The 25,669-nt window shown below is 68.7% G+C and carries 24 protein-coding genes; 6 read left to right on the forward strand and 18 right to left on the reverse strand.

Going from position 1 to position 25,669, the window contains the following annotated elements:
* Positions 1-46: 46 nt before the first annotated feature.
* From smc to ACFPUZ_RS01240, 4 genes are read right to left on the reverse strand one after another with little or no spacing between them, the layout of a single operon-like run.
* Entirely contained in the window at positions 47-3,478 is a 3,432-nt protein-coding gene (smc, locus tag ACFPUZ_RS01225; protein ID WP_376999076.1) for a chromosome segregation protein SMC, read from the reverse strand.
* Between the two features lie 4 nt (positions 3,479-3,482).
* Positions 3,483-3,764 (reverse strand): acylphosphatase, encoded by a 282-nt coding sequence (locus ACFPUZ_RS01230; protein WP_376999078.1) that lies wholly within the window; start codon positions 3,762-3,764, stop codon positions 3,483-3,485.
* Positions 3,761-5,233 carry an alanine/glycine:cation symporter family protein gene (locus ACFPUZ_RS01235; RefSeq protein ID WP_376999080.1) on the reverse strand — a complete coding sequence of 491 codons (1,473 nt, stop codon included), beginning with the start codon at positions 5,231-5,233 and terminating at the stop codon, positions 3,761-3,763. Before ACFPUZ_RS01235 ends, ACFPUZ_RS01230 begins: the two co-directional genes overlap by 4 nt.
* Positions 5,234-5,285: 52 nt before the next feature.
* Entirely contained in the window at positions 5,286-6,200 is a 915-nt protein-coding gene (locus ACFPUZ_RS01240) for an NAD-dependent epimerase/dehydratase family protein (RefSeq protein ID WP_376999082.1), read from the reverse strand.
* Between the two features lie 71 nt (positions 6,201-6,271).
* Between ACFPUZ_RS01240 and ACFPUZ_RS01245 the strand changes: the two genes are divergently transcribed.
* Positions 6,272-6,829, forward strand: a complete 558-nt coding sequence (locus tag ACFPUZ_RS01245) for a TetR/AcrR family transcriptional regulator (RefSeq protein WP_376999084.1) — start codon at positions 6,272-6,274, stop codon at positions 6,827-6,829.
* On the opposite strand, the gene mutM is transcribed toward ACFPUZ_RS01245, so the two are convergent.
* From mutM to gdhA, 5 genes are all read right to left on the reverse strand, one after another.
* Positions 6,826-7,632, reverse strand: a complete 807-nt coding sequence (gene mutM, locus ACFPUZ_RS01250) for a bifunctional DNA-formamidopyrimidine glycosylase/DNA-(apurinic or apyrimidinic site) lyase (RefSeq protein ID WP_376999086.1) — start codon at positions 7,630-7,632, stop codon at positions 6,826-6,828. The two genes, ACFPUZ_RS01245 and mutM, sit on opposite strands and share 4 nt — an antisense overlap.
* Positions 7,616-8,371 carry a ribonuclease III gene (gene rnc / locus ACFPUZ_RS01255; RefSeq protein ID WP_376999088.1) on the reverse strand — a complete coding sequence of 252 codons (756 nt, stop codon included), beginning with the start codon at positions 8,369-8,371 and terminating at the stop codon, positions 7,616-7,618. The genes mutM and rnc overlap by 17 nt, the downstream gene beginning before the upstream one ends.
* Complete coding sequence (locus ACFPUZ_RS01260; protein WP_376999090.1) at positions 8,368-8,874, reverse strand: YceD family protein; 507 nt, start codon at positions 8,872-8,874, stop codon at positions 8,368-8,370. Before ACFPUZ_RS01260 ends, rnc begins: the two co-directional genes overlap by 4 nt.
* Positions 8,875-8,887: 13 nt before the next feature.
* Positions 8,888-9,592, reverse strand: coding sequence for a DivIVA domain-containing protein (locus ACFPUZ_RS01265; RefSeq protein ID WP_376999091.1), 705 nt, complete (start codon positions 9,590-9,592; stop codon positions 8,888-8,890).
* 65 nt (positions 9,593-9,657) lie between these two features.
* Complete coding sequence (gene gdhA / locus ACFPUZ_RS01270; RefSeq protein ID WP_376999093.1) at positions 9,658-11,001, reverse strand: NADP-specific glutamate dehydrogenase; 1,344 nt, start codon at positions 10,999-11,001, stop codon at positions 9,658-9,660.
* 140 nt (positions 11,002-11,141) lie between these two features.
* On the opposite strand from gdhA, the gene ACFPUZ_RS01275 reads away from it, so the two are divergent.
* Positions 11,142-12,230, forward strand: a complete 1,089-nt coding sequence (locus ACFPUZ_RS01275) for a glycerate kinase (protein ID WP_376999095.1) — start codon at positions 11,142-11,144, stop codon at positions 12,228-12,230.
* On the opposite strand, the gene ACFPUZ_RS01280 is transcribed toward ACFPUZ_RS01275, so the two are convergent.
* Positions 12,200-12,580, reverse strand: a complete 381-nt coding sequence (locus ACFPUZ_RS01280; protein WP_376999097.1) for a hypothetical protein — start codon at positions 12,578-12,580, stop codon at positions 12,200-12,202. The genes ACFPUZ_RS01275 and ACFPUZ_RS01280 overlap by 31 nt on opposite strands.
* A 30-nt stretch (positions 12,581-12,610) precedes the next feature.
* Here ACFPUZ_RS01280 and ACFPUZ_RS01285 point away from each other — a divergent pair, with 30 nt between their 5' ends.
* From ACFPUZ_RS01285 to ACFPUZ_RS01300, 4 genes are all read left to right on the forward strand, one after another.
* Complete coding sequence (locus ACFPUZ_RS01285; RefSeq protein WP_376999099.1) at positions 12,611-13,936, forward strand: DUF4921 family protein; 1,326 nt, start codon at positions 12,611-12,613, stop codon at positions 13,934-13,936.
* 109 nt (positions 13,937-14,045) lie between these two features.
* Positions 14,046-15,374, forward strand: coding sequence for an HNH endonuclease signature motif containing protein (locus ACFPUZ_RS01290; protein ID WP_376999101.1), 1,329 nt, complete (start codon positions 14,046-14,048; stop codon positions 15,372-15,374).
* A complete protein-coding gene (locus ACFPUZ_RS01295; RefSeq protein WP_376999103.1) occupies positions 15,367-16,620 on the forward strand; it encodes an amidohydrolase in 1,254 nt (417 codons plus the stop codon). Before ACFPUZ_RS01290 ends, ACFPUZ_RS01295 begins: the two co-directional genes overlap by 8 nt.
* 99 nt (positions 16,621-16,719) lie before the next feature.
* On the forward strand, positions 16,720-19,104 hold the full coding sequence (locus tag ACFPUZ_RS01300) for a glycogen/starch/alpha-glucan phosphorylase (RefSeq protein ID WP_376999105.1): 2,385 nt from the start codon (positions 16,720-16,722) through the stop codon (positions 19,102-19,104).
* A gap of 64 nt (positions 19,105-19,168) precedes the next feature.
* Here the strand turns inward: ACFPUZ_RS01300 and pyk are convergent, their stop codons facing one another.
* Genes pyk through priA form a run of 8 tightly spaced genes read right to left on the reverse strand, consistent with a single transcriptional unit; the run spans position 19,169 to position 25,654 of the window.
* Positions 19,169-20,605, reverse strand: a complete 1,437-nt coding sequence (gene pyk / locus ACFPUZ_RS01305) for a pyruvate kinase (protein WP_376999107.1) — start codon at positions 20,603-20,605, stop codon at positions 19,169-19,171.
* A 10-nt stretch (positions 20,606-20,615) separates the two neighbouring features.
* A complete protein-coding gene (gene lgt / locus ACFPUZ_RS01310; RefSeq protein WP_376999109.1) occupies positions 20,616-21,473 on the reverse strand; it encodes a prolipoprotein diacylglyceryl transferase in 858 nt (285 codons plus the stop codon).
* 23 nt (positions 21,474-21,496) lie between these two features.
* Complete coding sequence (locus ACFPUZ_RS01315) at positions 21,497-22,312, reverse strand: indole-3-glycerol phosphate synthase TrpC (RefSeq protein WP_376999111.1); 816 nt, start codon at positions 22,310-22,312, stop codon at positions 21,497-21,499.
* A gap of 57 nt (positions 22,313-22,369) precedes the next feature.
* Positions 22,370-22,987: a TIGR02234 family membrane protein gene (locus tag ACFPUZ_RS01320; protein ID WP_376999113.1), complete on the reverse strand. Its 618-nt coding sequence runs from the start codon at positions 22,985-22,987 to the stop codon at positions 22,370-22,372.
* A 2-nt stretch (positions 22,988-22,989) separates the two neighbouring features.
* On the reverse strand, positions 22,990-23,343 hold the full coding sequence (hisI, locus tag ACFPUZ_RS01325) for a phosphoribosyl-AMP cyclohydrolase (protein ID WP_376999115.1): 354 nt from the start codon (positions 23,341-23,343) through the stop codon (positions 22,990-22,992).
* Complete coding sequence (hisF, locus tag ACFPUZ_RS01330) at positions 23,340-24,104, reverse strand: imidazole glycerol phosphate synthase subunit HisF (RefSeq protein ID WP_376999117.1); 765 nt, start codon at positions 24,102-24,104, stop codon at positions 23,340-23,342. Before hisF ends, hisI begins: the two co-directional genes overlap by 4 nt.
* 18 nt (positions 24,105-24,122) lie before the next feature.
* Complete coding sequence (locus tag ACFPUZ_RS01335; protein ID WP_376999119.1) at positions 24,123-24,911, reverse strand: inositol monophosphatase family protein; 789 nt, start codon at positions 24,909-24,911, stop codon at positions 24,123-24,125.
* 2 nt (positions 24,912-24,913) lie between these two features.
* Positions 24,914-25,654: a bifunctional 1-(5-phosphoribosyl)-5-((5-phosphoribosylamino)methylideneamino)imidazole-4-carboxamide isomerase/phosphoribosylanthranilate isomerase PriA gene (priA, locus tag ACFPUZ_RS01340; RefSeq protein WP_376999121.1), complete on the reverse strand. Its 741-nt coding sequence runs from the start codon at positions 25,652-25,654 to the stop codon at positions 24,914-24,916.
* Positions 25,655-25,669: the final 15 nt, after the last annotated feature.

A 25,669-nucleotide genomic window follows, 5' to 3' on the forward strand; every position in this document is an offset into this window, starting at 1 on the left:
GCATGCGCGCACGTGCGCGGTTGCTGACCCATCCACAGACTTGGGATCAGGCGGACACCGGGCTCATGCGCTGGCTGAGGACGCGGGTGACGCCGTCGCCACGCATCGTGACGCCGTACAGGACATTGGCCACGTCCATCGTCGGCTTCTGGTGGGTAATAACGATGAGCTGTGAGTCCTGCCGGAGGTCCTCGAAGAGGGCGATGAGGCGGCGGAGGTTGACGTCGTCGAGCGCGGCCTCGACCTCGTCCATGACGTAGAACGGGCTGGGGCGCGCCTTGAAGATGGCGACGAGCATGGCCAGGGCGGTGAGGGATTTCTCGCCACCCGAGAGCAGCGACAGTCGCTTCACCCGCTTGCCCGGGGGGCGTGCCTCGACTTCGATGCCGGTGGCGAGCATGTCGTCGGGGTCGGTGAGCACGAGGCGGCCCTCGCCACCCGGGAACAGGGTCTGGAACACTTTCGGGAACTGCTCCTCCACGTCGTGCCAGGCGTCGGTGAACAGCTGCAGGATCCGGGCGTCGACCTCGTCGATGACACCGGCGAGGTCCTGGCGGGCGCGGATGACATCATCAAGCTGAGTCGACAGGAACTCATAGCGCTCCTCGAGGGCCTTGAACTCCTCCAGCGCCAGCGGGTTGACCTTGCCCAGTGCGCGGAGGTCCTTCTCCGCCTGCGCCAGGCGTTTTTCCTCGGCCGGGCGGTCGAAGTCCTCGTCCGGGGTGTAGTCGGCCAGCAGATCGGTGATGGACAGGCCGAGCTGCTCGACGATTTTGGCTTCGGCCTCGTCGATGCGCACCTGCGCCTGCGTGCGCGCAATGTCGCCGGAGTGGGCGTTGTCGGTGAGCCTGCCCAGCTGCTGGCGCACGGCGTTGACCTTGTCTTTCGCGCGGGCCAGGTGCGCGCTCAGTTCGGTGCGCCGGCGCGCGAACTCGTCGCGTTCCGACGCCGCCCTCTCCGTCGCATCTGCCACCCGAGCTGCCACGTCGAGCGCGCCCTTCTTCACGACGCCCGCCAGCTCCGCCGCCTCCCGGCGCTTTGTCATGGCCTCGTCGTGGCGCGCCTTCGCCTGCCGTTCGTGCGCGGCCTGCCGACGCAGCGCATCACTCTTGCCGGCGGCCTGCCCGGCGCGCTCTTCGGCGGTGCGCAGGGCGAGGGTGGCCTCCATCTCCATCGCCTTGACCTGCGCGAGGGCGGTGTTGGCTTCATCGCGGGCCAGGGTCGAGGGCTCTTCCGGGGCGTCGGTGTCCTCGACGCGGGAGAGCCGGTCGCGGGCTTCGTCGAGCTGGTCGCGGAGGTCGGCGAGGCGGGCGTCGGCACCCGTGGCCCGTTCGGCGGCCCGCTGGTGCTCGGCGCGGTTGGCCTCGTACTGCTTCTGCAGCCGCTGCAGGTCGCGCTCCCACGCGGCGAGGGCCTGGTCATGATCGCGCAGGGCGGCCTTGGTGGCGGCGGCGTCGACCCGTGATTCCTCGGCGGCGATGCGGGCACCCTCGAGGGTGCCGGAGAGTTGATCGAGGATGGCGCGGGCGTCGATAAGCTCGCTGTCGGCGTCGGCGATCTGGGCGCTCACCTCGACCGGGGACACGGCCCCCTGACCAGCCTGGATCCAGCCCTCGCCGACGAGGACGCCGGCGGGCGTGACGGCGCGCAGGCGCGGATCCTCGTGCACGACCGCGCGGGCGGCCCCCAGGTCGGGGGCGAACACGACGTCGGCGAGCAGGCGGTTGAGGGTGCGCGCGAGGCGGGCGTCGGCGTCGATGTGGTCGAGCAGCCAGCTCGTGCCCGGCGGGAGGTCGGCGTCGAGACGCCAGGTCTCACCCTGGTGCTGCGCGTCGACGAGGACGGTGCGCGAGGCCCCCGCGAGCTTCTCGACGACGCCCTCATCCACCTCACCCACCAGCGCCTCCGCGTGCGCGCCGAGGGCGGCGGACACAGCCGCCGCGTGCCGGGTGCGCAGCAGGGTGGCCAGCCCGGGCCAGTCGAGATCGACGGCGGCGACGGGCACGTTCTGCCGCAGGGTCTCGATGCGCGACTCCAGCGAGTACACCGCCCGCTCCCGCTGCCTCTGCTCATCGCGCAGCTGGTCCAGGCGCTTGTCGGCGGCCCCGGCCTCGCTGGCGGCGCGCACGTGCGCGTCGTCGAGGGGGGCGCGGGCGGCGCGCAGATCGCGGATGTGCTCCTCCGCCTCCGCAGCCTCGGCCTGCGCAGCCTGCGTGCGTCCCAGGGTCTCGGCGAGCGTCTCCGCCTGGCGTGCGATCTCCTGCTCCGCGGACGCCACCTGCCCGGCGAGGGACTCCTCTGCAGCGAGAAGGCGCACGACACCTTCCCGACGGTCCGCGATCGCCCGGACCTGCGCCATGTGCTCGGCCTCCGCTTCGCGACGTGCCTCCTCCCGCTCGAAGACCTCATCACGGATGGATTCGAGCCTCTCGGCGGCGATCTCCACGGCCTCGGTGAGCGCGGCGAGCTCCTCGTCGGCCTGCTCCGCACGCAGTTCCAGGGCCTGCGGGTCCACGCCGTGGTAGGCGACGACGTCGGCGTGCGAGGCCCGCTCAGCTGCGATACGAGCTGTCGCGGAAACACGCTCCGCCAGTGTCGAGAGGGTGAACCACAGCTGCTGCGCGGCCTCGGCCTGCGGCACGAGCACCTCGAGCTCGGCCTCGATCTCCAGCTGCTCCCCGCTGGCCTCCTCGAGCAGCTCGGTGAGCTCCTCCACCTGCTCGGCGAGCAGGCGCGCGCGGCGGTCAGCGTCCTCGAATTCCCTACGCAGGCGGTGGACCCGCTCCCCCGCCAGGCGGAGGCGGGCATCGCGGAGCGTGGCCTGCACGGTCTGCGCGCGCTGCGCCGCCTCCGCCTGCCGGGCCAGCGGCTTCAGCTGCTTGCCAAGTTCATCGGTGAGATCCTGCAGCCGGTCGAGGTTGGCCTGCATCCCGAGAAGTTTGCGCTGCGCCTTTTCTTTGCGACGCCGGTGCTTGAGCACCCCGGCCGCCTCCTCGATGAAGGCGCGGCGCTCCTCCGGACGGGACTCGAGGATCTGTGCCAGGCGCCCCTGCCCGACGATGACGTGCATCTCCCGGCCGATGCCGGAATCGGAGAGCAGCTCCTGAATGTCCATGAGACGGGCGCGGGACCCGTTGATCTCGTACTCGCCCGCGCCGTCACGGAACATCCGCCGGGTGATGGACACCTCGGTGTAGTCGATCGGCAGCGCGCCGTCGGAGTTGTCGATGGTCAGCGTCACCTCCGCGCGACCCAGCGGCTTACGGTCGCCGGCGCCCGCGAAAATGACGTCCTGCATCTTGCCGCCGCGCAGGGTCTTCGCGCCCTGCTCGCCCATGACCCACGCCAGGGCGTCGACGACATTGGATTTACCCGACCCGTTCGGCCCGACGACGGCACAGATGCCGGGCTCGAATTTCAGGGTCGTCGCTGACGCGAAGGACTTGAATCCCCGCAGCGTCAGTGATTTCAGGTGCACCCGGTCAGGTTAACACCTGGAAACCGGAGTCCCCGCGAGGTTCCTCCCATTGATGGGAGACGGTGTCGACGTGACCGGGGCGTCGATAAGCGGAGGGCTGTTCCTCGAGGCGGGCGAGCATCTCGCCGACCGCATCGTCGGACCCTTCCAGGATCACGCGGACGCGTCCGTCGGCGAGGTTCTCCGCGGAGCCGGCGAGCCCGAGCTCCGTGGCCTCCCCGCGGACCCACCAGCGGAAGCCGACGCCCTGCACGTGGCCGTCAACGAGCGCTACGAGGCGCTTCACACGCGGTCCTCGAGGGAACGGCGGGTGACCGGGTCGGAACCGTCCCAGTACTCGACGTTCTTCAGCTCGGGCAGCATGTCGCGGTGGAAGACCGGGTCGAGGCCCTTCCGGCGCTGCTCACCGTAGTTCTTGAGCAGCTTGATGGCCACGCCGCCGAGCGGGACGATCGCGATGAGGTTGATGAACACCATGGTGGCGGCGAAGGTGTCGCCCAGTGCCCACACGAGCGGGAGGGAGCCGACCGCACCGAAGAACACGAAGCCGATGACGACCACACGGTAGATGTTGAGGACCAGGTTCGACTTGGTGAGGTACTCGATGTTCGTCTGGGCCAGGTAGTAGTTGCCCAGGATGGAGGAGAACGCCAGGAAGAAGAGGATGAAGGTGACGAAGTGGGTGCCCCACGCGCCGACCTCGCTGGCCAGGGCGGTCTGGGTGAGCGCCGCACCCTGGATGCTCTCTCCGTAGGCGATGTCCTGGGTGCCCAGCAGGATGATGAAAGCGGTGATGGAACAGACCACCAGGGTGTCGAAATACACGCCCAGAGTCTGCACGAGGCCCTGCTTCACCGGGTGGGAGACAGTGGCGGTGGCGGCGGCGTTGGGGGCGGAGCCCATGCCGGCCTCGTTGGAGAACAGGCCGCGGCGCATGCCGTTCATGAAGGCGGCGCCGACGGTCGCGCCGACGATCTCCTTGAGGCCCAGGGCGTGGCCGACGATGTCCGCGATGACCCCCGGCACCTCCTCGATGCGCAGGGCGAGCACGATGACGGCGACGATGATGTAGGCGACCGCCATGAACGGCACGATGATCTGCGTGGCGTTGGCGATACGACGCACGCCGCCGAAGATGATCATGGCGGTGAACAGGGCGAGGATGCCGCCGACGACCATCTTGAAGCCGGTGTCGTCGCGCTCGAGGGAGCCGCCGACGGCCTCGACGATGGAGTTGGTCTGGATCGCGTTGTAGACGAAGCCGTAGGTGATGGAGATGAAGACGGCGAAGATGACCGCCAGCCACTTCGCGTTGAGGCCGCGGGTCATGTAGTACGCGGGACCGCCGTGGTAGTTACCTTCGGCGTCCTTGGTCTTCCACAGCTGCGCCAGCGTCGACTCGATGAAGGAGGTGGCGCCGCCGATGATGGCGATCATCCACATCCAGAAGACGGCACCTGGGCCACCCAGGGTGATCGCCACGGCCACGCCGGCGACGTTGCCGGTGCCGACGCGGGAGGCCGCGGAGATGGTGAAGGCCTGGAAGGCGGAGATGCCGCCGTACTCCTCGTCATGGTCCTTGCCGGGGCTGCCCGGCTTCTCCATGACGGCCTTGAACATGTCCGGAACCATGCGGATCTGCACGAGGATGGTGCGGATTCCGAAGTACACACCGGCTGCGATCAGCACCCACGGTACGACGGCCCAGAGATTGTCATTGATCGTCCCTGTGACGAAGGATTCGAGTTGGTCCATTCCCTTAAGGTAGCCCCCGATGTGTCTCAGGACACAATTAGGGACCGAATTGTTACGCCTCGCGGGCCAGAGCGTCGAGGCCCTCCCGGATCGAGTTCACCCGGAAATCGGGGAAACGTGCGCGGAACTGGGAGTCATCGAAGAGGTTGTCGTGGCCGTAGCGCGGCAGCAGCTCGCGGATCTCGCGTGCCTCCGGCGAGACCAGGCCCAGGGCCCGGAATGCCCAGGCCGGCACGACGGTGAGCTGGCCGTCGGCGGTAAAGGCCTCCACGATCTCCCGGTACGTCGGCCGGACGTCGTCGACCGGCAGGTGCCAGGTCTGCCCGTAGGCGTCGGGAGAATTGCCGAGCACGGCCAGGGCCCGGCTCGCGTCCGGCGTCCAGATGAGGGAACGACGACGGTCCGCGCTCACGGGGACCAGCGCCCTCTTCCCGGCGCGGAGGCGATCGATGACGAGGGTGTTGGTGAAGCTCTGCGTGCGGCCCGGTCCATAGAACTCGGGGGCGCGGGCGATGAGGACGGGAATCGCGCCGCGCTCCATCTCCGCGAGCACCATGTCCGCCATCTCGGCGCGGACGCGGCCCTTCCTGCCGACGGGCGCGAAGGGCGTGTCCTCCGTCTGGACGCGGTCATCCTGGGGGTACATGTACGTGTTGTCGAAGTAGGCGAAGGCGGCGCCAGCCGCGCGGGCGGCGTCGAGGCTGTTGCGGAGCATGGTGGGGAACTGCTGCTCCCACAGTTCGGTCTTCGGGGGCAGGCCGGCGGTGAAGTAGACGATCTCGCTGCCGGCGACGGCGTTTCGCGCCTGCGCGGCGTCGAGCAGGTCGGCGGCGACGACCTCATCCGTGGGGTGGAGAGCGCGCGGAGAGCGGCTGACCAACCGGAGGTCGGTGGTGTGGTGGCGGTGCAGTTCGTGGGCGAGTTCGACGGCGATCTGGCCACTTGCTCCGAGGATGGTCTGGGTCATGGGTTGTTCCCTCTCGCGCCGGACGCGGTATGTTATCAGTGTTCACATCAGGCTAGAGAAGAGAGTAAGCAGTGTCAACATCCGCGAAGCCCTACCACCACGGGGACCTGCGTGCGGCGCTGATCAGGGCGGCCGTCGACATGCTCGAAGAGGGCGAGAACTACTCCCTGCGCGCAGTGGCGCGCCGCACGGGTGTCTCCCCCACCGCCCCCTACCGGCACTTCCCCGACCGCGAAGCCCTCGACACCGCCGTCGCCGGCGAAGGCTTCACCGATCTGCACGGGGCCTTGAGCGCCACGCTCGACGCCGCCCCGGACAGCGCCGACCCCGTCGAGGTGATGGCCGAGCTCGGGGTCACCTACGTTGAATTCGCCCGGCGCCGCCCCGCGGTGTTCCGCCTCATGTTCGCCGACGGGTGCGGCAGCGGCAACGGCAGTGCTGACCGCCTCCACGCCCTCCTCGAACAGGCCCTCAGCAGGCTCTTCCCCGCGCGGTCCACGCCCGAACTGTGCACCGGCCTCTGGGGGCTCGCCCACGGGTTGGCATTCCTCCACCTCGCACGCGCGGATGCTGACACAGACACAACCGCGCACGTGCGCGCCGCGGTGGCCGCCGTGCTCCGGCTCTAACGCTGGCACTCCGGGCAGAAGTGCGAGGAACGCCCGCCCACCACGATCCGCCGCAGCGGCGTCCCGCAGCGCCGGCACGGCTCCCCCTCCCGGCCGTAAGCGTTGAGGGAACGCGAGAAGTAGCCCGACTCGCCGTTGACGTTGACGTAGAGCGAGTCGAAGGACGTACCGCCCTCGGCGAGGGCGCGGCGCATGACGTCGGCGGCGGCGTCGAGAAGCAGCAGGGCCTCGCGCTGCAGCAGCGAGGAGGCGCGCCGCGTCGGGGCGATTCCTGCCTGCCACAGGGCCTCATCGGCGTAGATGTTGCCTATCCCGCTGACCACTTCCTGGTTGAGCAGCACCGCCTTGATCGCCGAGCGTTTGCGACGGATGAGCCGCGCCACCGCCACGGGATCGAAATCCGCCTCCAGCGGGTCTCGCGCGATGTGCGCCACCGGCACCGGCACGCCGCCGACCTGCGGCGTGTACAGCCAGCGGCCGAAGGTGCGCTGGTCGACGAAGTTGAGTTCCCGCCCCGACACGTCCGCCCGGATCCGCACGTGCGGAGAAGTCGTCGGGCCGATGAGCATCTGCCCGCTCATGCCGAGGTGGACGTAGAGCGCGTCCTCGCCCAGATCGAGCCACAGGTACTTCCCCCGGCGTCGCAACGCCTCCACCCGGGCCCCGACGAGCAGGTCCGCCAGCGGCGCGTCCTGCCCCCGGTTGGCGCGCGGGTGCAGGACCTCGACGTCCTCGAACACCCCACCGAGCACGTGCGCCTCCAGCCCGCGGCGCACCACCTCGACTTCAGGCAGCTCCGGCACGCGGATTCTCCCGCAGCAGCAGGTAGGCCTGGCGGGCGGCCTCCTGCTCGGCGAACTTCTTGCTGCCGCCGACGCCGGTGCCCAGCACGTGCTCGTTGACGGTGACCGTCGCGGCGAACGTCAGATCATGCTCCGGGCCGGTCGACGTCGCCCCGTACACCGGCATCGGGTACTTCAGCTCCGCGACGCGCTCCTGCAGCGTCGTCTTCCAGTCCCGGTGGATGTTGCTTGCCGACGCCTGGTCGATCTTCGCCGCGAACAGCCGCAGGATGACTTCCCGGGCGGTCTCGAAACCGTGCTCCAGGTAGATCGCCCCGAACAGGGCCTCGGTGGTGTCGGCGAGGATGGAGTCCTTGGTGCGGCCCTCGGTGACCAGCTCCCCCTTGCCCAGCAGGATGTGCGCGCCGAGGCCGATCTCCCGGGCGATGTCGGCCAGGCCGAAACGCGAGACGATGGAGGCCCGCATCTTGGAGATGTCCGACTCCGGGCGCGAGGGGTACTGCGCATAGAGCTGATGCGCCACGGACAGCCCGAGCACGGCGTCGCCGAGGAACTCGAGGCGCTCGTTGTTGGCCAGGTTGCCGTTCTCGTTGGCGAAGCTGCGGTGCGTCAGCGCGTGGCGCAGGAGAGCGTCGGGAAGGGTGACCCCGAGGGCGTCGAGAAGCGGGGTGTGGTCGACCGCGGCGAAGGCCGCCGCGAGCGCCTCCTCCCCGCTGGGACGGTGGCGCTTGCGACTCACAGGAACTTCTCCAGGTCGGCCCAGCGCGGGTCGACGGGCTCGTACTCGCCGGACACGCCGTCCGGGGCCGGCGTCTCGGAGTCCGCGCAGCCGCCCTCACAGGTCGGGTTGAAGGGCAGGGTCAGGCCGGCCTCGTCGATGACGGCCTGGAGCAGGTCGATCTCGTCGCCGACAATCTCCGGCAGCTCATCCACCTGGCCCTCGTCGTCCTCTTCGCCGGTGACGAAGTCATCCGAGCCGGAGTAGACCTGCTGGACCCGCAGCTCGAGCGGGGGGTTGAGGTCACGGAGGCACCGGACGCACTGGCCGCTGAGCTGGCCGGTGACGGTGGCGTCGACAAGCACTCCCCCACCGAGCTGGGTGAGCGTCGCGTCGACGGTGACCTCCGCGCCCTCGGCGATACCGATCATCTCCGGCCCGATACGCGTGGGGGCGGGGCCGGTCTGGGTGCGCTGCTCGAAATCCGCGAGGCGCGCGACATTAAACACAAAAGGTGAAGTCATAGCGGGTGACAGCCTACTCAGGTCGGCGGCGGGACACACCTGCGCCCCGTCGCAACGCCTGCCGGTCGCGCGTGACAGTGCGCAGCACCTCCGAAAGGGAGCCCTCGAACTCGGCGAGCTTGCCGTCGACGAACTCGTCCGCCTCGACGCGCAGGCGCTCGGAATCGGCATGCGCGGTGTCGACGATGCGGTGGGCCTCCTCGTTCGCGCGGCGCACGACCTCCGCCTCGGAGACCAGGCGCTGCTGCTCCGCGAGGCCCTCGTCGACGCTGCGGCGGTAGGAGTCGTTGCCGTCCTGGATGAGACGGTCGGCCTCGTTCTGGGCGCGGTGGACGGTGTCCTCGGCCTCCCGGCGCGCCGAGCTGATCATGTGGTCGACGTCATCCTCGGCCTTGGCCACCATGGTGGTCGCCCGGTGCTGGGCGTCGTCGACCATGTGGTCGGCGTCGGCCTGCGCGCGGGTGACGATCTCGTGGGCCTGCGCCTCGGCCTCGGCGATCATCTCGCGGGCCCGGTCCTCGGCGCCGCGGAGGATCTCCTCCTGCTTGTCCAGGACGTCCTGCGCATCGTCGATCTCCACGGGGAGGGCGTTGCGCAGATCGTCGAGCAGCGCGAGGGTGTCGTGGCGCGGCACCATGCAGTTGGAGGTCATGGGCACGCCGTAGGCCTGCTCCACGGTCTGGTTGAGCTCGTCCAGGGCTTCGAAGACTCTATACATGGGTCCAACGTTACTGGCCCTGCCGCCCAAAGTGTGGTGCGGCAGGGCCAGTCGGGGCTCAGGGTCTAGATGACACCCTGGGCGAGCATCGCGTCGGCGGTCTTCTTGAAGCCGGCGATGTTGGCACCGGTGACGTAGTCACCCTCGCGGCCGTACTCCTCGGCCGTACGCGACATGGTGCGGAAGATCTTGGACATGATCTTGTGCAGGCGCTGGTCGGTGTACTCGAAGGACCAGGAGTCGCGGGAGGCGTTCTGCTGCATCTCCAGGGCGGAGGTGGCCACGCCGCCGGCGTTGGCGGCCTTGCCCGGGGCGAAGTGGATGCCCTTCTCACGGAAGACCTCGATGGCCTCCGGGGTGGAGGGCATGTTGGCGCCCTCGGCGACGAAGCGGACACCGTTGTCTGCCAGGGTGCGGGCGTGATCGCCGTTGAGCTCGTTCTGGGTCGCGCACGGGAGGGCGACGTCGGCCTCGAGGCTCCAGATGGTGCCGTCGGCGTGGAAGGTGGCGCCGTCGGCCTCCTCCGCGTAGCAGTTGATGCGCTCGCGGCGGTTCTCCTTGATGTCGCGGAGCAGCTCGACGTCGACGCCGTTGGGGGTGTGGACCCAGCCGGAGGAGTCGGAGACACCGATGACGGTGGCGCCCAGCTCCTGCGCCTTCTGCGCGGCGTAGATGGCCACGTTGCCGGAGCCGGAGACGATGACCTTGGCGCCGGACATGTCGGCACCGTGGGCACGCATCATCTCCTGGGTGAGGTAGACACAGCCGTAGCCGGTCGCCTCGGTGCGCACCAGGGAACCGCCCCAGGCGAGGCCCTTACCGGTGAGGACACCGGACTCGTGCTGGCCGGCGAGGCGACGGTACTGGCCGAAGAGGAAGCCGACCTCGCGGCCACCGACGCCGATGTCACCGGCGGGGACGTCCTTGTACTCGCCGATGTGGTTGTGCAGCTCCGTCATGAAGGACTGGCAGAAGCGCATGACCTCGAGCTCGGACTTGCCCTTCGGGTCGAAGTCGGAGCCACCCTTGCCGCCGCCGATGGGCAGGCCGGTGAGGGAGTTCTTGAAGATCTGCTCGAAACCGAGGAACTTGATGATGCCCAGGTTCACGGACGGGTGGAAGCGCAGGCCGCCCTTGTAGGGGCCGAGGGCGGAGTTGAACTGGACGCGGAAACCGCGGTTGACCTGTACCACCCCGTTGTCGTCGATCCACGGCACGCGGAAGATGAGCTGGCGCTCCGGCTCGCAGAGGCGCTGGATGAGACCGTAGTCCGCGTAGTGCGGGTCCTTCTCCAGGACGATCTTGAGGGAGGCGAGCACTTCTGCGACTGCCTGGTGGAACTCCGGTTCTCCTGCATTCCGCTTGAGGAGCATGTTGTAGTAGGAGGAGACCTGCTCGTCGATAGACATACGAGTCCTTTCCGGCCCGCAGTCGCGGGCTGCCGGGGGTGGCTTTTCTAACGGCTAACAGTTTTCACGCGAGACGCCATTCATGCAAGTCACTGACGAGTTGAATGCGTCACTCACCCTACCCCCTAGGATGTGTTGCCATGGTCCATATCATCATCGCCCCCGACTCCTACAAGGGCACCGCCACCGCCGAACAGGCTGCGCGCCTGCTCGGGGAGGGCGTCCGCTCCGTCATCCGCGACGCCGAGATCACACTCGCCCCGATGGCCGACGGGGGTGAAGGAACCGCCGCCACCTTCGACGGCGAGACCATCACCCTGCCCACCACCGACGCCGCCGGACGCCTCACGGAGGCCTCCTACGTCTTCGACGGCTCGACCGCCTACATCGACATCGCCGCCGCCTCCGGGCTGCCCGCCGTCGCGGACAACCCCGTCCCACTCACCGGCGACACCTACGGCACCGGAGTCCTCATCGCCGACGCCCAGACCCGCGGCGCCACCCGCATCGTCCTGTGCCTGGGCGGGTCCGCCACCTCCGACGCCGGCACCGGCATCCTCGTGGCCCTCGGCGCCACCCCCCTCGACGCCGCCGGCTACTCCCTGCCCAAGGGCGGCGGCGCGTTGTCCGCGCTGGAGTCCATCGACACCGCGCAGCTCAACATCCCCGCGGCCGCCGTGGAATGGGTCCTGCTCACCGACGTCCGCGCCACCGTCCCCGAGGCCGCGACCGTCTTCGCGCCACAGAAGGGCGCGTCCGCCGAGGACGTCACGCTTCTCGACGCCGCCCTCACCCACGCCGCCGAGACCCTCGGCATCGATCCCCACACCCCCGGCTTCGGGGCCGCCGGCGCCGTGCCCGTCGGCCTGTACTGGCTGTCGACGATGCTCCACGGCTCGGCCGACCACATCCACATCCTGCCCGGCGCGCCGCTGGTGGCCGACGCGCTCGGCCTCAACGAGTCCATCCCCACCGCGCAGCTCGTCATCACGGGAGAAGGCGCCTACGACGAGCAGTCGCTGACGGGCAAGGTCGTGGGCACCATCGCCGACCTGGTGGCCGGCACCGACGCCACGCTGGCCATCGCCGCGGGGCGACTCGACATCGACCCGGGCGAGGACGTCATCGCCGTGGCGATGGGTGAGCCGGGGGACGTCGAGAAGCAGCTTTTCGACGCCGGCGCCCGCATCGCGGCCGACTACCTGCGGATCTCGACCGCCCAGGGGTAGGTCGCGTCGACCTCGTAGTTCTCCTCCTGCTCGAGGAGGACGGCGTCGCCGGGCAGGTCGGCCTGCGGGGTGAGGAAGCGCGAGAGGACCATGGCCAGCTGGTTGAGCGACCCGGTCTGCCCCTCGACGCGGATGAGGTAGCGGTGGACCTGCGCGTCGTGGAGATCATCGCGGTCCTGCCGCAGCCCCTCCTCCACACCCTCGTAGAGGGCCGGGGCGTGGTCGTGGGTGACCTCGGCGGCGCTGAGCTTCCCGGCGTCGACAAGCCGACGCATGGCGTTCTCGAAGACCCCCTGGAGTTCGGGGGCGGCGGTGTCGGGAATGAGGACGTCGAACTGGATCGCAGGCATGAGCACAGACTAGCCAATAACCTGGTTGGTATGAACATCCCCGCCAACGCGCACCGCGATCCCATCACCATCATGGCCGACGGCACGATCAAGCAGGTCAACCCGTTCTCCGGAACCGAGGTGTGGACCGTGCCGGGACGCGGGAACCGGCCCCTGTCCAAGCCCGCCGTCGACCCGGCACCGCTCGGCCCCCACGACAGGGACCACCGTTGCGCCTTCTGCGCGGCCACCCCGTTGGCCACCCCGCCGGAGAAGTCCCGCATGGTCCGCGAGGGTGCCGACTGGCACATCATCAACGGCCTGCTCCCCCAGCAGCTCGACGACACCGTGCCCGAGTTCCGCCGCGTGCCCAATCTCTTCGAGATCATCTCCTACGACTACTGGGTGAAGAACTACGGCTACGTCATGGACCCCGAGACCGTGGCCCGCATGGAGACCTACCTGAGCGATCCGGAGGGCCTGGAGCACGTCCTCGACATCGTGCGCACGCGACTCACCGCCGGGGGCAAATCGGCGGATGTGCCGGTGGAGGAGCTGCTCACCTACGCGCCCGCTTACTTCGGCGGCGGACACGACGTCATCATCGCGCGGCGCCACTTCACCGACGACGCCACCCACGACAACCAGCTCGCCTCCTCCGGCACACTGACCCCCGAGGAGCATTTCGCCTTCACGCTGTTCACCATCGACGGCATCGACGACCTGTACCAACGCAACCGCTACGCCCCCTACGTGGCCGCCTTCCAGAACTGGCTGGCCCCGGCCGGCGCCTCCTTCGATCATCTGCACAAGCAGCTGGTGGCCATCGACGCCCGCTCCGTCCAGTCCGAGCTGGAGATCGCGCGACTGCGCACGAACCACAACATCTACAACGAGTGGGGCGTGGACTACGCCGGATACCGCAACCTCATCATCGCGGAGAACGAGCACGCCGTGGTCCACGCCGGGTTCGGCCACCGCTACCCCACCCTGACGATCTACTCCCGCTCCGCCGTCCCGGAGCCGTGGCTGCAGTCCAACGACGAGATCCGCGGCATGAGCGATCTCATCCACGCCTGCCACGCGGCCACCGGAGCGGACGTGCCCGTCAACGAGGAGTGGCACCACCGCCCCGTCGATCTCGACCTGCCGATGCCGTGGCGGGTGAACATCAAGTGGCGCGTATCGACGCTCGCCGGATTCGAGGGTGGCACCAAGATCTTCGTCAACACACTGTCCCCGGACAACGTCCGCGACCGGATGGTCTCCGCCATGTACCGGCTCCGCGACGAGGGCCTCATCGCGCAGGACATCAAGATCGCCACCGAGTGTTCGGCGCAGCGCAACTCCCTGCTGTACAACCCGCTGCTGCAGTAGCCCGACAAGCGCGCACGTGCGCGCTTCTCGGGCACCCCTGGCGCATGTCGAACGGGCGTGCTATGTTTGGGTTGATCGAACAGCAATTCGACAATTCCCGGGGGGAATCATGCTGGCCACGACCATCAACCTCAGCACACTCGACGACCACGACCTGCGCGACTCCATCACCACCGCCAACCAGTCCTTCACCCGCCACAAGGCCCAGTTCATCACGTCCATCGCGGAGTTCGATGCCCGCGGCCTCGCCCGCACGCAGGGAGCACCCACCACCGCCTCCTGGGTGGTCCGCACGCAGGGGATGTCCGCGCGATCGGCCCAGGAGTACCTCAGCGTGGGCCGTCGATTGCGCGCCTTCCCGCTCCTCACGGAGGCCTCCCTCCGCGGCGACGTCAGCTACTCCAAGGTGCGCCTCCTGCTCAAGTACCTGACGGCCGATAACGAATACGCACTCGTTGAACTGGCCCGGACCCACACCGTCACCGAACTGGAGGCGCTCCTCGCCGGGCAGCCGAAGGTCGGCGGCACCACGCCCAAGTCACCGAACCGCCTCTCCGTCACGGTCTGCCCCGACACCGGGCACGTCAAGCTCTGGGGCAGCTTCGACCCCGAGAACGGGGCCGAGGTTCTCGCCGCCCTCAAGGCTGCGGAGCTGGCGTCCGCCGAGCAGGAGGACCCAGAAAGCTCCTCCACCACCCGCTTCGGAGCGCCCACCGCCAGCGGCCTCCTCGGCTCCTTCCTCAGCCTCATCCGGCTGGCGCGCACCAACCCGGTGGCCAAGACCCTGGCCCCCGGCGCCCAGGTCAACATCATCGTCGACACCGATGACACCGCCCTGCTGCCCGCCCAGCCGGCCGCGGAAGGCAAGGACCTCCTGCGCAGCATCATCAACGGTTTCCTCTCCGTTCAGATCCGGGGCCGGGGCGGACGCATCCTCAACCTCGGGCGAGCGTCCCGCCTGGTCAACGGCGCGCAGGCGAAGGTCCTGCTCACCCGCTGGCGCCACCGCTGCGCCACCCCGGGGTGCAATCACACCCGTTGGTTGGAGTTCCACCACATCCTCGACTGGGCGTCCGGCGGCGCCACGGACCTGGACAACCTCATTCCGCTGTGCTCGACCCATCACACGATGATCGCCAACGGAGAGATGACGATCGTCCCCGACTCCATCGACCCCTCCCTCCTGCGCTTCCGCTTCCCAGGTGGAGAGTCATGGACCTCCTCCGACAACCGGCCGCCCGTCCCCGATGCCGCCATGGGGCAGCACGCGGACAAGTACTTCCACGGCCCCGTTCCCGCCGGAGACGAGCATCTGCTCAACACGTGGGAGCACACGGACACCTTCGACGACGAGCCGATCGGCCCGGAGCACTCCACTACAGTGGACCTGACATCAACGTCCACCTCCCGAGGAGCCTCCGAACACCCCCATGAGTGACATCTCCCGCCTTCTGTCCCAGCATTCCGCCGACCTCTCCTGGCAGCAGGCCTTCTACGAGGATCTGCACGAACGTCCGGAGCTGTCGGGCCACGAGTACGAGACGGCGGAGAAGATCGCGGCCAAGCTCGCGGACTTCGACTGTGAGGTGATCACCCACATCGGCGGTCACGGCATCGTCGCGGTATTCCGCAACGGCGACGGTCCCACGGCGCTGTTCCGGGCCGATTTCGACGCCCTCCCCATCAAGGAGGAGACGGGGGTGACCTTCGCCTCGACGCGGGTGCGCCGCGCCGCCGACGGCACGCAGACCGGCGTCATGCACGCCTGTGGCCATGACATGCACACCACCGCGCTGCTCGGCGCCTGCGCCCTGCTGGATACCCACCGGGAGGCCTGGGCGGGCACCTTCATTGCCCTGTTCCAGCCCGCCGAGGAGACGGGAGAGGGGGCCGCGGCCATGGTGGCGGACGGCCTGGCCTCCCGCATCCCGCGCCCGGACGTGTGCCTCGGGCAGCACATCATGCCGGGACGCGCCGGAGAAGTGCAGACGAAGGCCGGACCGCAGTTCGCGGCGTGCGACTCCATCCGGATCACCATCCCCGGCCGCTCGGCCCACGGATCCATGCCGCACAACTCCATCGACCCGACCTACATCGCGGCCATGGTGGTCATCCGCCTGCAGGGCATCGTAGGCCGTGAGGTGGACCCCAATGACTTCGCGGTGATCTCCGTGGGCACCCTGCGTGCCGGGACCACCAACAACATCATCCCGGACTCGGCCGAATTGGTCCTCAACTGCCGCTTCTACGACGAGACCACCAAGCGTCGCGTCTACGCGGCCATCACGCGGGTGGTGGAGGCGGAGTGCGCGGCGTCGGGAAGCGAGGCGAAGCCGACCTTCGAGTTCTTCGGCCACGGTGAGCTCGTCGACAATGACCAGGGCGTGTTCGACACGCTCCGCCCCGTCTTCGATGAGGTCTTCGGCGCTGCCTCGGTGGACGGGAAGCGCACCACGGTGTCGGAGGACTTCCCCAACATTCCGCTCGCCTTCGGCGCGCCCTACTTGTACTGGGTCGTCGGCTGCACCCCGCGCGAGGTGTGGGACAAGGCGGTGGCCGAGAACCGCGTCAAGCAGGATGTGCCGGTCAACCACATGACCACCTTCCTACCGGAGTACGGGCCCACGGTCGATGCCACCACAAGGGCGGCCGCCGCCGGGGTTCTCGCCTATCTCGGACGCTGAGGCGCGCAACAAAGTCCCTGCCTATATGCTGAGACAAGTGGCTACCTGGGGTAGCCCTCACACCTGTTGCCATATAACGACAACCCAGGAGCAATCCACATGAGTGACTCCCTTCCCGCGCTGAACACGACCGTCGGCGGTCATGTCCGCGCAGCCTCCGGCGCCACGCCGGAGACCGCCACCGACTACAAGTTCTGGTTCGGGCTCTCCCGCGGCGTGATGGAGCAGATCGCCGACAAGTGGGAGGCCACCACCGAGGCGTACGCGGGTGTCCGCCAGCAGCACTACTTCTCGGCCGAGTTCCTCATGGGCCGCGCCCTGCTCAACAACCTCACCAACCTCGAGCTCGTCGACGACGCCGCCGCCGCGGCCCGCGAGCTGGGCCACGAGCTCGGTGACGTCCTGGAGGCGGAGAACGACGCCGCTCTGGGCAACGGTGGCCTGGGGCGTCTCGCCGCCTGCTTCCTGGATTCCTCCGCCACGCAGGACCTGCCGGTCACCGGCTACGGAATCCTCTACCGCTACGGCCTGTTCAAGCAGGCCTTCGACAACGGCTTCCAGACCGAGAAGCCGGACGCGTGGAAGGAGAACGGCTACCCGTTCTACATCCGCCGCGAGGAGCAGCCGCGCATCGTCCAGTTCGACGACATGACCGTCCGCGCGGTGCCCTACGACATGCCCATCACCGGCTACGGCACCGACAACGTCGGCACCCTGCGCCTGTGGAAGGCGGAGCCGATGGAGGAGTTCGACTACGACGCCTTCAACTCCCAGCGCTTCACCGATGCCATCGTCGAGCGCGAGGCCGTCATGGACCTGTGCCGCGTGCTCTACCCGAACGACACCACCTACGCCGGCAAGGTGCTGCGCGTGCGCCAGCAGTACTTCTTCGTCTCCGCGTCCCTGCAGGCGATGATCGAGTCCCACCTGGCCAACCACGGCGATCTGTCCACCTTCGCCGAGTTCAACTGCATCCAGCTCAACGACACCCACCCGGTGCTCGCCATCCCGGAGCTCATGCGCCTGCTTCTCGACGAGCACGACATGACCTGGGAGGACGCTTGGGACATCGTGACGAAGACGTTCGCCTACACCAACCACACCGTGCTCGTGGAGGCCCTCGAGCAGTGGAACGTGTCCATCTTCCAGCAGCTCTTCCACCGCGTGTGGGAGATCACCGTGGAGCTCGACCGTCGTTTCCGCGAGGACCTGCGCGCCCGCGGCCTCGACGAGGAGCACATCAACCGGATGGCCCTGGTCCAGGACGGCCACGTCCACATGGCCTGGATCGCCTGCTACGCCGCGTACTCCATCAACGGTGTGGCCGCGCTGCACTCCGAGATCATCAAGCGCGACACCCTCGGTGACTGGCACGACATCTGGCCGGAGAAGTTCAACAACAAGACCAACGGCGTCACCCCGCGCCGCTGGCTGAAGATGTGCAACCCGCGTCTGTCCGACCTGCTCACCCGCCTCGTCGGTTCCGATGAGTGGGTCACCAACATGGACAAGCTCAAGGAGATCGCGCACTACGGTGACGACGACGCCGTGATGAACGAGCTGCTCGAGATCAAGGAGGCCAACAAGGCCGACTTCGCCGAGTGGATCCTCGAGCGCCAGGGCATCGAGGTGGACCCGCACTCCATCTTCGACACCCAGATCAAGCGCCTGCACGAGTACAAGCGTCAGCTGCTCAACGCCCTCTACATCCTCGACCTCTACCTGCGGATGAAGCACGACGGCCTCAGCGATGTCCCGCCGCGCACCTTCATCTTCGGCGCGAAGGCCGCTCCGGGCTACTACCGGGCCAAGGGCATCATCAAGCTCATCAACGAGATCGCCAACGTGGTCAACAACGACCCGGAGGTCAACCAGACCATCAAGGTCGTCTTCGTCGAGAACTACAACGTCTCCCCCGCCGAGCGCATCATCCCGGCGACCGACGTCTCCGAGCAGATCTCCACCGCCGGTAAGGAGGCCTCGGGCACGGGCAACATGAAGTTCATGATGAACGGTGCCCTCACCCTGGGCACCATGGACGGCGCGAACGTCGAGATCCACGACTCCGTGGGCGACGACAACGCCTACATCTTCGGCGCCCGCGAGGAGGAGCTGCCGGAGCTGCGCGCCACCTACAACCCGTGGCACGCCTACGAGACCGTCCCCGGCCTCAAGCGCACCCTCGACGCCCTCGTCGACGGCACCCTGGACGACAACGGCACCGGCCAGTTCCACGACATCCGTTCCTCGCTTCTCGACGGCGGCGGCTGGGAGACCCCGGACGTGTACTACGTCCTCGGTGACTTCGCCGATTTCCGCGAGACCCGCGACCGCATGGCCGCCGACTACGTCGCCGACCGTCTGCACTGGGCACGCATGTGCTGGGTGAACATCTGCGCCTCGGGCCGTTTCTCCTCCGACCGCACCATCGGCGACTACGCCCGCGAGGTCTGGAAGCTCGACCCGACCCCGATCACCAAGTAGCCACACGCACAAAGGAGGCGGCGGAGAGGATATCCTCTCCGCCGCCTCCTTTCTGTGTGGCCTGTTACTTCTGCGAGGCCGTCGGGGAACTGGTGTCCTCGCCCAGCAGATGCACGTGGATCATGTTGGTGTTGCCGGAGACCCCGGGCGGGGTGCCGGCGACGACGACCATCATGTCGTCACGGTGGTAGTCGTCCATGGCGAGCAGGGAGCGGTCGAGCTCGGCCATCATGTCGTCGGTGGAGCGGGCCTGGGCACACAGGAAGGTCTCGGCACCCCAGGTGAGCGCCAGCTGGGAGCGGACGGCCTGGTGCGGGGTGAACACGAGCAGCGGCAGGTGCGAGTGCAGGCGGGCCACGCGGCGGGCAGTGTCACCGGAGGTGGTGAAACACACCAGAGCGCGGGCGTTGAGGCGCTCGGCGATGTCGCGGGCGGAGTAGGAGATGACGCCGCGCTTGGTGCGCGGGACGTGGCTCAGCGGCGGCACGTGGCCGTCGGTCTCCGCCTGGATGACGATGCGCGACATGGTGCGCACGACGTTGTGCGGGTCGACGCCGATGGAGGTCTCGCCGGAGAGCATGACGGCGTCGGCACCGTCGAGGACGGCGTTGGCGACGTCGGAGGCCTCGGCGCGGGTCGGGGTGGAGTTCTCGATCATCGAGTCGAGCATCTGGGTGGCCACGATGACGGGCTTGGCGTTCTCACGGGCGATCTGGATCGCGCGCTTCTGCACCAGGGGGACCTGCTCGAGGGGCACCTCGACGCCGAGGTCGCCGCGGGCCACCATGATGGCGTCGAAGGCGAGGACGATGGACTCGAGGGCGTGGACGGCCTCGGGCTTCTCCAGCTTCGCGATGACCGGCACGTGGCGGCCGACGCGGTCCATCACCTCGTGGACGAGGTCGACGTCCGCCGGGGAGCGGACGAAGGAGAGGGCGACGAAGTCGACGCCCAGCTTGAGGGCGAACTCGAGGTCCTCGATGTCCTTCTCGGACAGGGCGGGCACGGAGATGTCCATGCCGGGCAGGGAGACGCCCTTGTTGTTGGAGACGGGGCCGCCTTCGGTGACCTCGAGGACGACATCGTTGCCGTCGACGGAGACGCAGGTGAGGCCGACCTTGCCGTCGTCGACAAGCAGACGGTCGCCGGGCTTGGCGTCCTTGGCCAGGTTCTTGTAGGTGGTGGACACGCGGTCGTGGGTGCCCTCCACATCGTCGACGGTGATGCGGACGGTCTCGCCGGTCTCCCAGACGGTCGCGCCGTCGATGAAGCGGCCGAGGCGGATCTTGGGACCCTGCAGGTCGGCGAGGATGCCGACGGCGCGGCCGGTGACATCCGTGGCCTCGCGGACCCACTTGTAGTTCTGCTCGTGGTCGGCGTGATCGCCGTGGGAGAAGTTCAGGCGGGCGACGTCCATGCCGTCCTCGACGAGGCGCCGGATGGCGTCCTTCGAGGCGACGGCGGGACCGAGGGTGCACACAATCTTGGTTCGTCTAGACACGGCTACCAACCTACTCTGTTTCGTTGACGACAGCCTGTCGGCGTCGCTGAAGCCACAGGAACACGCCCACTGCGGCGAGGAACACGATCGCGGACACCCAGGTGTTGACGCGCTGGCCGAGGATCATGGTGGCGGAATCATCGCGCATGAACTCGATCCAGAAGCGACCCAGCGTGTAGCCCGCGACGTAGAGGGCGAAGATGCTGCCCTGCGCCAGCTTATAGCGGCGGTCGATGAGGATGAGCGCAGCGAAGATGAGCAGGTTCCACAGCAGCTCGTAGAGGAACGTCGGGTGAACGGAGGTGATGATCTCCCCCGTGGAGCTGCCCGTCAGCGGCGCGAAGTCGCCGTTGCCGTCGACGCGGTAGAAGATGTCCAGCGCCCAGGGCAGGTCGGTGGGACGGCCGTAGATCTCCTGGTTGAACCAGTTGCCCAGCCGGCCGACGGCCTGCCCGAGGATGATGCCGGGCGCGACGGCGTCGGCGAAGGGCGCGAGAGGGACCTTCTTCCAGCGGAACAGCACCGCCACCGCCACCGCGCCGAGCGCGACGGCCCCCCAGATGCCCAGGCCACCGGCGGTGATGTTGAGGGCGTCGACCGGGTTGCAGGTGTCACAGAAGTACTTGTCGGCGTCCGTGAGCACGTGATAGAGCCGCCCGCCGATGATGCCGGCGGGAATGGCCACGATGGCCGCGTCCCACACGAGGTCCGCGTCCCCTCCGCGCGCGGTGTAACGCCGGTGGGTCACCCACAGCGCCAGGAGGATGCCGATCATGATGCATATCGCGTAGGCGCGCAGCGGGATCGGACCGAGGTACCACACGCCCTGGGGCGGGGACGGGATGTTCGCGAGGATAGTGGTCTGCACGCTAAGACAGTGTGCCAGAGACCTCAGCGCGAGGGGCAGGAGGGATGCTGACCGGTGGCCACCAGCATGCGGGTGAGCCGCGCGGGGTCCTCGGCGGTCATGAGCTCCTCGCCGACGACGACGGCGTCGGCACCCGCGGCCGCATACGTGAGCAGGTCGCGCGGCGTGTGCACCCCCGAGAGGGCGATGCGCACCGTCGTCTCGGGCAGCCCCGGGGAGATCTCCGCGAAGAGTTGCTTATCGACGTCCCCGCCCACCAGCGGGCGCGCGTTGACCGCGACGACCCGCGCCCCGGCTTCCATCGCCCGGTCCGCTTCGGCGGGGCTGCGCACCTCGAGGACGGCGGTCATGCCGAGGGATTCGATGCGGTCGAGCAGGGAGACGAGGCGGTTCTGGTCGAGCAGCTCCACCTGGAGGGGCACGAGGTCGGCGCCGTAGCAGCGGGCCTCGTGGATCTGATACGGGTCGATGATGATGTCACGGCAGAACATCGGCAGATCGACGGCGGCGCGGGCGACCCGCATGTCCTGCAGCGAACCGTGGAAGCGCAGGCGCTCGGTCTGGCAGGCGATGAGGTGGGCCCCGCCCTCCTCGAACTCGCTGGCCAGGTGGGCGATGGGGGCGGTGTCGGTGGAGTCCGCGCTGAGGAGAGTCCGTCCGGGGACGGCCCTTTTGATCTCGGCGATGACGCTGCAGCCGTTGCGCAGCAGCGCGTGGTACCCGTCACGGGTGTTGTCCGTGTCGCGGGAACGGGCCTTGATCTCCTGGAAGGAGACCCGGGCCTCGCGGGCCGCCACCTCCTCCAGGACAGCGGCGACAAGTCGCTCACGTGCACTCATCGGCACCTCCCATCGAGATCCCATTCAGGGTATCCCGTGACCTTCCTCACGAAGAAATCAGGGGCGGGAAGTGTCCGTGGGATCGATGTCGGCGTCGAGGGCGTCCCACATGACGCGGCCGGAATCCGGCTCCGCCTCGAGGTCCTCGGTGATCTTCGCCGCGCGGGACTGGCGGGTCTCGTAGCGGTTGAGCTTCGCGGAATCGGTCCCCGGGCGCACCGCCAGCAGCACCCCGCCGAACAGGGCGAGGGCAGCGCCGAGCATCGCCAGGGCGGGTCCGCCCGTGTGAACGTCGAGGCCCGCGATCTCCGCCCAGGAGGCGATGACGGTCTCATCGCCCGTGGACAGCAGCTGGTGGACGCGCCGCGGGTCGGGCTCCCCGGCCAGCAGGCCCAGCGGCGCCCAGGAGGCGCCGATACCGGCCAGGGCGGCGACGATGCCCACCACGCGGCGCCCCACCCGGCGCAACGCCAGACCGGCCACCGCACCGGCGAGCAGCAGCAGCGCCACGGCGGTCTGTTCGGTGGACCACAGGCCGCCGATGACCGCGTGCGTGGCGTTGCCGGACTTGTCGTCGAAGGTGTCGGCGGTGATCCAGGGCATGCGCGAGGCCGCCCACAGGATGAGCGCGGACAGGGCGAGCAGGAGAGCGGAGATGCGGTGCAGGTTCTTCATGGCTACAGCAGCTCGTCGGCGTCGAAACAGGTGCGGTCGCCGGTGTGGCAGGCGCCGCCGACCTGGCGGACGGTGACCAGGACGGTGTCGCCGTCGCAGTCGAGGCGCACGCCGGTGACCTCCTGGGTGTGCCCGGAGGTCAGGCCCTTGATCCAGTATTCGTCGCGGGAGCGCGAGTAGTAGGTGCCCTGGCGGGTGGCCAGCGTGTGGGCCAGCGCGTGGGTGTCCATCCACGCCATCATGAGCACCTCGCCGGTGCCGTCGGCCTGGACGATGGCGGGGAGCAGCCCGGCGTCGTTGAGCTTCAGCCGCGCGGCAATGTCTGCGTCGAGTTCGTAGTCGGCGGGGTTGCTCATCGGCGCACCTCGTGGCCGGCCTCGGCGAGCGCGTCCTTGACCTCGCCGATGCTCACCTCGCCGAAGTGGAAGATGGTGGCGGCGAGCACGGCGTTGGCGCCGGCGTCGACGGCGGGCGGGAAGTGCGCGGCCTCCCCCGCACCGCCGGAGGCGATGACGGGCACGGTGACGGCCGCGCGCACCAGGCGCAGCAGCTCGAGGTCGAAGCCGTCCTTCGTGCCGTCGCCGTCCATGGAGTTGAGCAGGATCTCGCCGACGCCGAGCTCCTCGCCGGTCTTCGCCCACTCGATGGCGTCGAGGCCGGCGGACTTCGTGCCGCCGTGGGTGGTCACCTCGAAGCCGGAGGGCTGGTCGGCGGCGCGGCGGGCGTCGACGGACAGGACGATGCACTGGGAGCCGAAGCGGTCCGCCAGCTCGCGGAGGAGCTCCGGGCGGGCGATGGCGGAGGTGTTGACGGAGACCTTGTCCGCACCCGCGCGCAGCAGCTGGTCGACGTCCTCGACGGAGCGGACACCACCGCCGACGGTCAGCGGGATGAAGATCTGCTCGGCGGTGCGCTTGACCACCTCGAGCATGGTGCCGCGCCCGTCCTTGGAGGCGGAGACATCGAGGAAGGTGAGCTCGTCGGCGCCCTCCTGGTTGTAGCGGGCGGCGAGTTCGACGGGGTCACCGGCGTCGCGGAGGTTCTCGAAGTTGACGCCCTTGACCACGCGACCATTGTCGACGTCCAGGCAGGGGATGACGCGGATGGCGACGGCCATGAATCCGCCCCTTTCAGTTCATGAGTTGAGGATCCCACTCATCGTACTCATGATGGCCTCGTGCGCCCGCGCGGTACCCGCCACCACCCCGATGGACTGCGGCGTCCAGTCGTTGCCCTCGATGTCGGTGACCACCCCGCCGTTGGCGCGGATGAGCATGACCCCGGCGGCGTTGTCCCACACGTGCGGGGAGAAGCTCACGGCCCCGCCGAAAATCCCCTGCGCCGTGAACGCCAGGTCGACGCCGACGGAGCCGGTGATCCGGGGGCGCAGGTAGGTCGCAGCCAGCTCGGCGAGCAGCCCCTGCCGCAGGAGGGAGGGGAACTCGGAGCGGACCTGGGAGGCGACCGAGGAGAAGCCCACCTGCGCGACGAGCTGGTCGCTTTCGCTCAGCGGGGTCAGCGCGCGGCCGTTGAGGCGCAGCGGCCCACCCTCGAAGGCGGTGAGACGGCGGCCGAGCAGGGGCATGGAGGTGATGGCGGCGACGGGGCGGTCGTCGATAAGCAGGCTGATGAGGATCGCGCACATCGGATTGCCCGCCGCGTAGTTGGCGGTTCCGTCGATGGGATCGACGATCCACACGGCGTCGTGGCTGTAGCTGCCGCCGGCCTCCTCCCCCAGCACGGGGATGCCGGTGAACTGGGTGAGCATCTGCCGCAGGTGCGCCTCGATGGCCAGGTCCACCTCGGTGGCGAAGTCGCCCGGGCTCTTCATCGCGGCCGGGTCCGAGCCGACGCCGGCGAGGAACATCGCCTCCGCGTCGTCGCACACCGCCTCCGCGACGGCGAGCAGTTCCCGGGCGTCCATGACTACTGCTTCGCGACGGCCGCGAGTGCCTCCCGCAGCGTGAATCGTCCCTCGTAGAGGGCCTTGCCGATGATGGCGGAGTCGATGCCCTCGTCGGTGTACTTCGCCAGCTCGACGACGTCGTCGAGGACGGAAATGCCACCCGAGGCGACGATCTTCGCGTCGGTGGCGGCAGCCACCTCGCGCAGGAGCTGGACGTTGGGGCCAGCGAGGGTGCCGTCCTTGGAGACGTCGGTGACGACGAAGCGGGAACAACCTGCGGCGTCGAGACGCTCGAGGACCTCCCACAGGTCGCCGCCGTCGGAGACCCAGCCGTTGCCGCGGGTGCGCCACTCGCCGTCGATTTCGCGGACGGCGATGTCGACGGCGACCTGCTCGCCGTGGGTCCGGAGCACCTCGGCGATCCACTCCGGCTTCTCCAGCGCGGCGGTGCCGATGTTGACGCGGGTGGCACCCGTGGCCAGGGCGCGCTCGAGGGAGGCATCGTCGCGGATGCCGCCCGTCAGCTCGACCTTGATGTCCAGCTGGCGGGTGATCTCCGCCATGAGCTCGTGGTTGGAACCGCGGCCGAAGGCGGCGTCGAGGTCGACGAAGTGCAGCCACTCCGCGCCCTGGGCCTGCCACTCCAGCGCCGCCTCCAGCGGGGAGCCGTAGGACTTCTCGGTGCCGGCCTCGCCCTGGTCCAGTCGCACGGCCTGGCCGTCGACGACATCAACGGCGGGAAGAAGAGTGAAATCGCTCATGGTGGTCAATCCTAA

It is taken from the genome of Corynebacterium nasicanis, assembly GCF_042658165.1.
GTDB classification, from domain to species: domain Bacteria; phylum Actinomycetota; class Actinomycetes; order Mycobacteriales; family Mycobacteriaceae; genus Corynebacterium; species Corynebacterium nasicanis.

What these genes read in the sequence shown, in the direction of transcription:
- ACFPUZ_RS01235 (WP_376999080.1), bottom strand. Translation starts at nt 5,233, where the DNA reads ATGGACCAACTCGAATCCTTCGTCACAGGGACGATCAATGACAATCTC.
- ACFPUZ_RS01240 (WP_376999082.1), bottom strand. Translation starts at nt 6,200, where the DNA reads ATGACCCAGACCATCCTCGGAGCAAGTGGCCAGATCGCCGTCGAACTC.
- ACFPUZ_RS01260 (WP_376999090.1), bottom strand. Translation starts at nt 8,874, where the DNA reads ATGACTTCACCTTTTGTGTTTAATGTCGCGCGCCTCGCGGATTTCGAG.
- ACFPUZ_RS01265 (WP_376999091.1), bottom strand. Translation starts at nt 9,592, where the DNA reads ATGTATAGAGTCTTCGAAGCCCTGGACGAGCTCAACCAGACCGTGGAG.
- gdhA (WP_376999093.1), bottom strand. Translation starts at nt 11,001, where the DNA reads ATGTCTATCGACGAGCAGGTCTCCTCCTACTACAACATGCTCCTCAAG.
- ACFPUZ_RS01275 (WP_376999095.1), top strand. Translation starts at nt 11,142, where the DNA reads ATGGTCCATATCATCATCGCCCCCGACTCCTACAAGGGCACCGCCACC.
- ACFPUZ_RS01280 (WP_376999097.1), bottom strand. Translation starts at nt 12,580, where the DNA reads ATGCCTGCGATCCAGTTCGACGTCCTCATTCCCGACACCGCCGCCCCC.
- ACFPUZ_RS01285 (WP_376999099.1), top strand. Translation starts at nt 12,611, where the DNA reads ATGAACATCCCCGCCAACGCGCACCGCGATCCCATCACCATCATGGCC.
- ACFPUZ_RS01290 (WP_376999101.1), top strand. Translation starts at nt 14,046, where the DNA reads ATGCTGGCCACGACCATCAACCTCAGCACACTCGACGACCACGACCTG.
- ACFPUZ_RS01295 (WP_376999103.1), top strand. Translation starts at nt 15,367, where the DNA reads ATGAGTGACATCTCCCGCCTTCTGTCCCAGCATTCCGCCGACCTCTCC.
- ACFPUZ_RS01300 (WP_376999105.1), top strand. Translation starts at nt 16,720, where the DNA reads ATGAGTGACTCCCTTCCCGCGCTGAACACGACCGTCGGCGGTCATGTC.
- ACFPUZ_RS01315 (WP_376999111.1), bottom strand. Translation starts at nt 22,312, where the DNA reads ATGAGTGCACGTGAGCGACTTGTCGCCGCTGTCCTGGAGGAGGTGGCG.
- ACFPUZ_RS01320 (WP_376999113.1), bottom strand. Translation starts at nt 22,987, where the DNA reads ATGAAGAACCTGCACCGCATCTCCGCTCTCCTGCTCGCCCTGTCCGCG.
- hisI (WP_376999115.1), bottom strand. Translation starts at nt 23,343, where the DNA reads ATGAGCAACCCCGCCGACTACGAACTCGACGCAGACATTGCCGCGCGG.
- hisF (WP_376999117.1), bottom strand. Translation starts at nt 24,104, where the DNA reads ATGGCCGTCGCCATCCGCGTCATCCCCTGCCTGGACGTCGACAATGGT.
- ACFPUZ_RS01335 (WP_376999119.1), bottom strand. Translation starts at nt 24,911, where the DNA reads ATGGACGCCCGGGAACTGCTCGCCGTCGCGGAGGCGGTGTGCGACGAC.
- priA (WP_376999121.1), bottom strand. Translation starts at nt 25,654, where the DNA reads ATGAGCGATTTCACTCTTCTTCCCGCCGTTGATGTCGTCGACGGCCAG.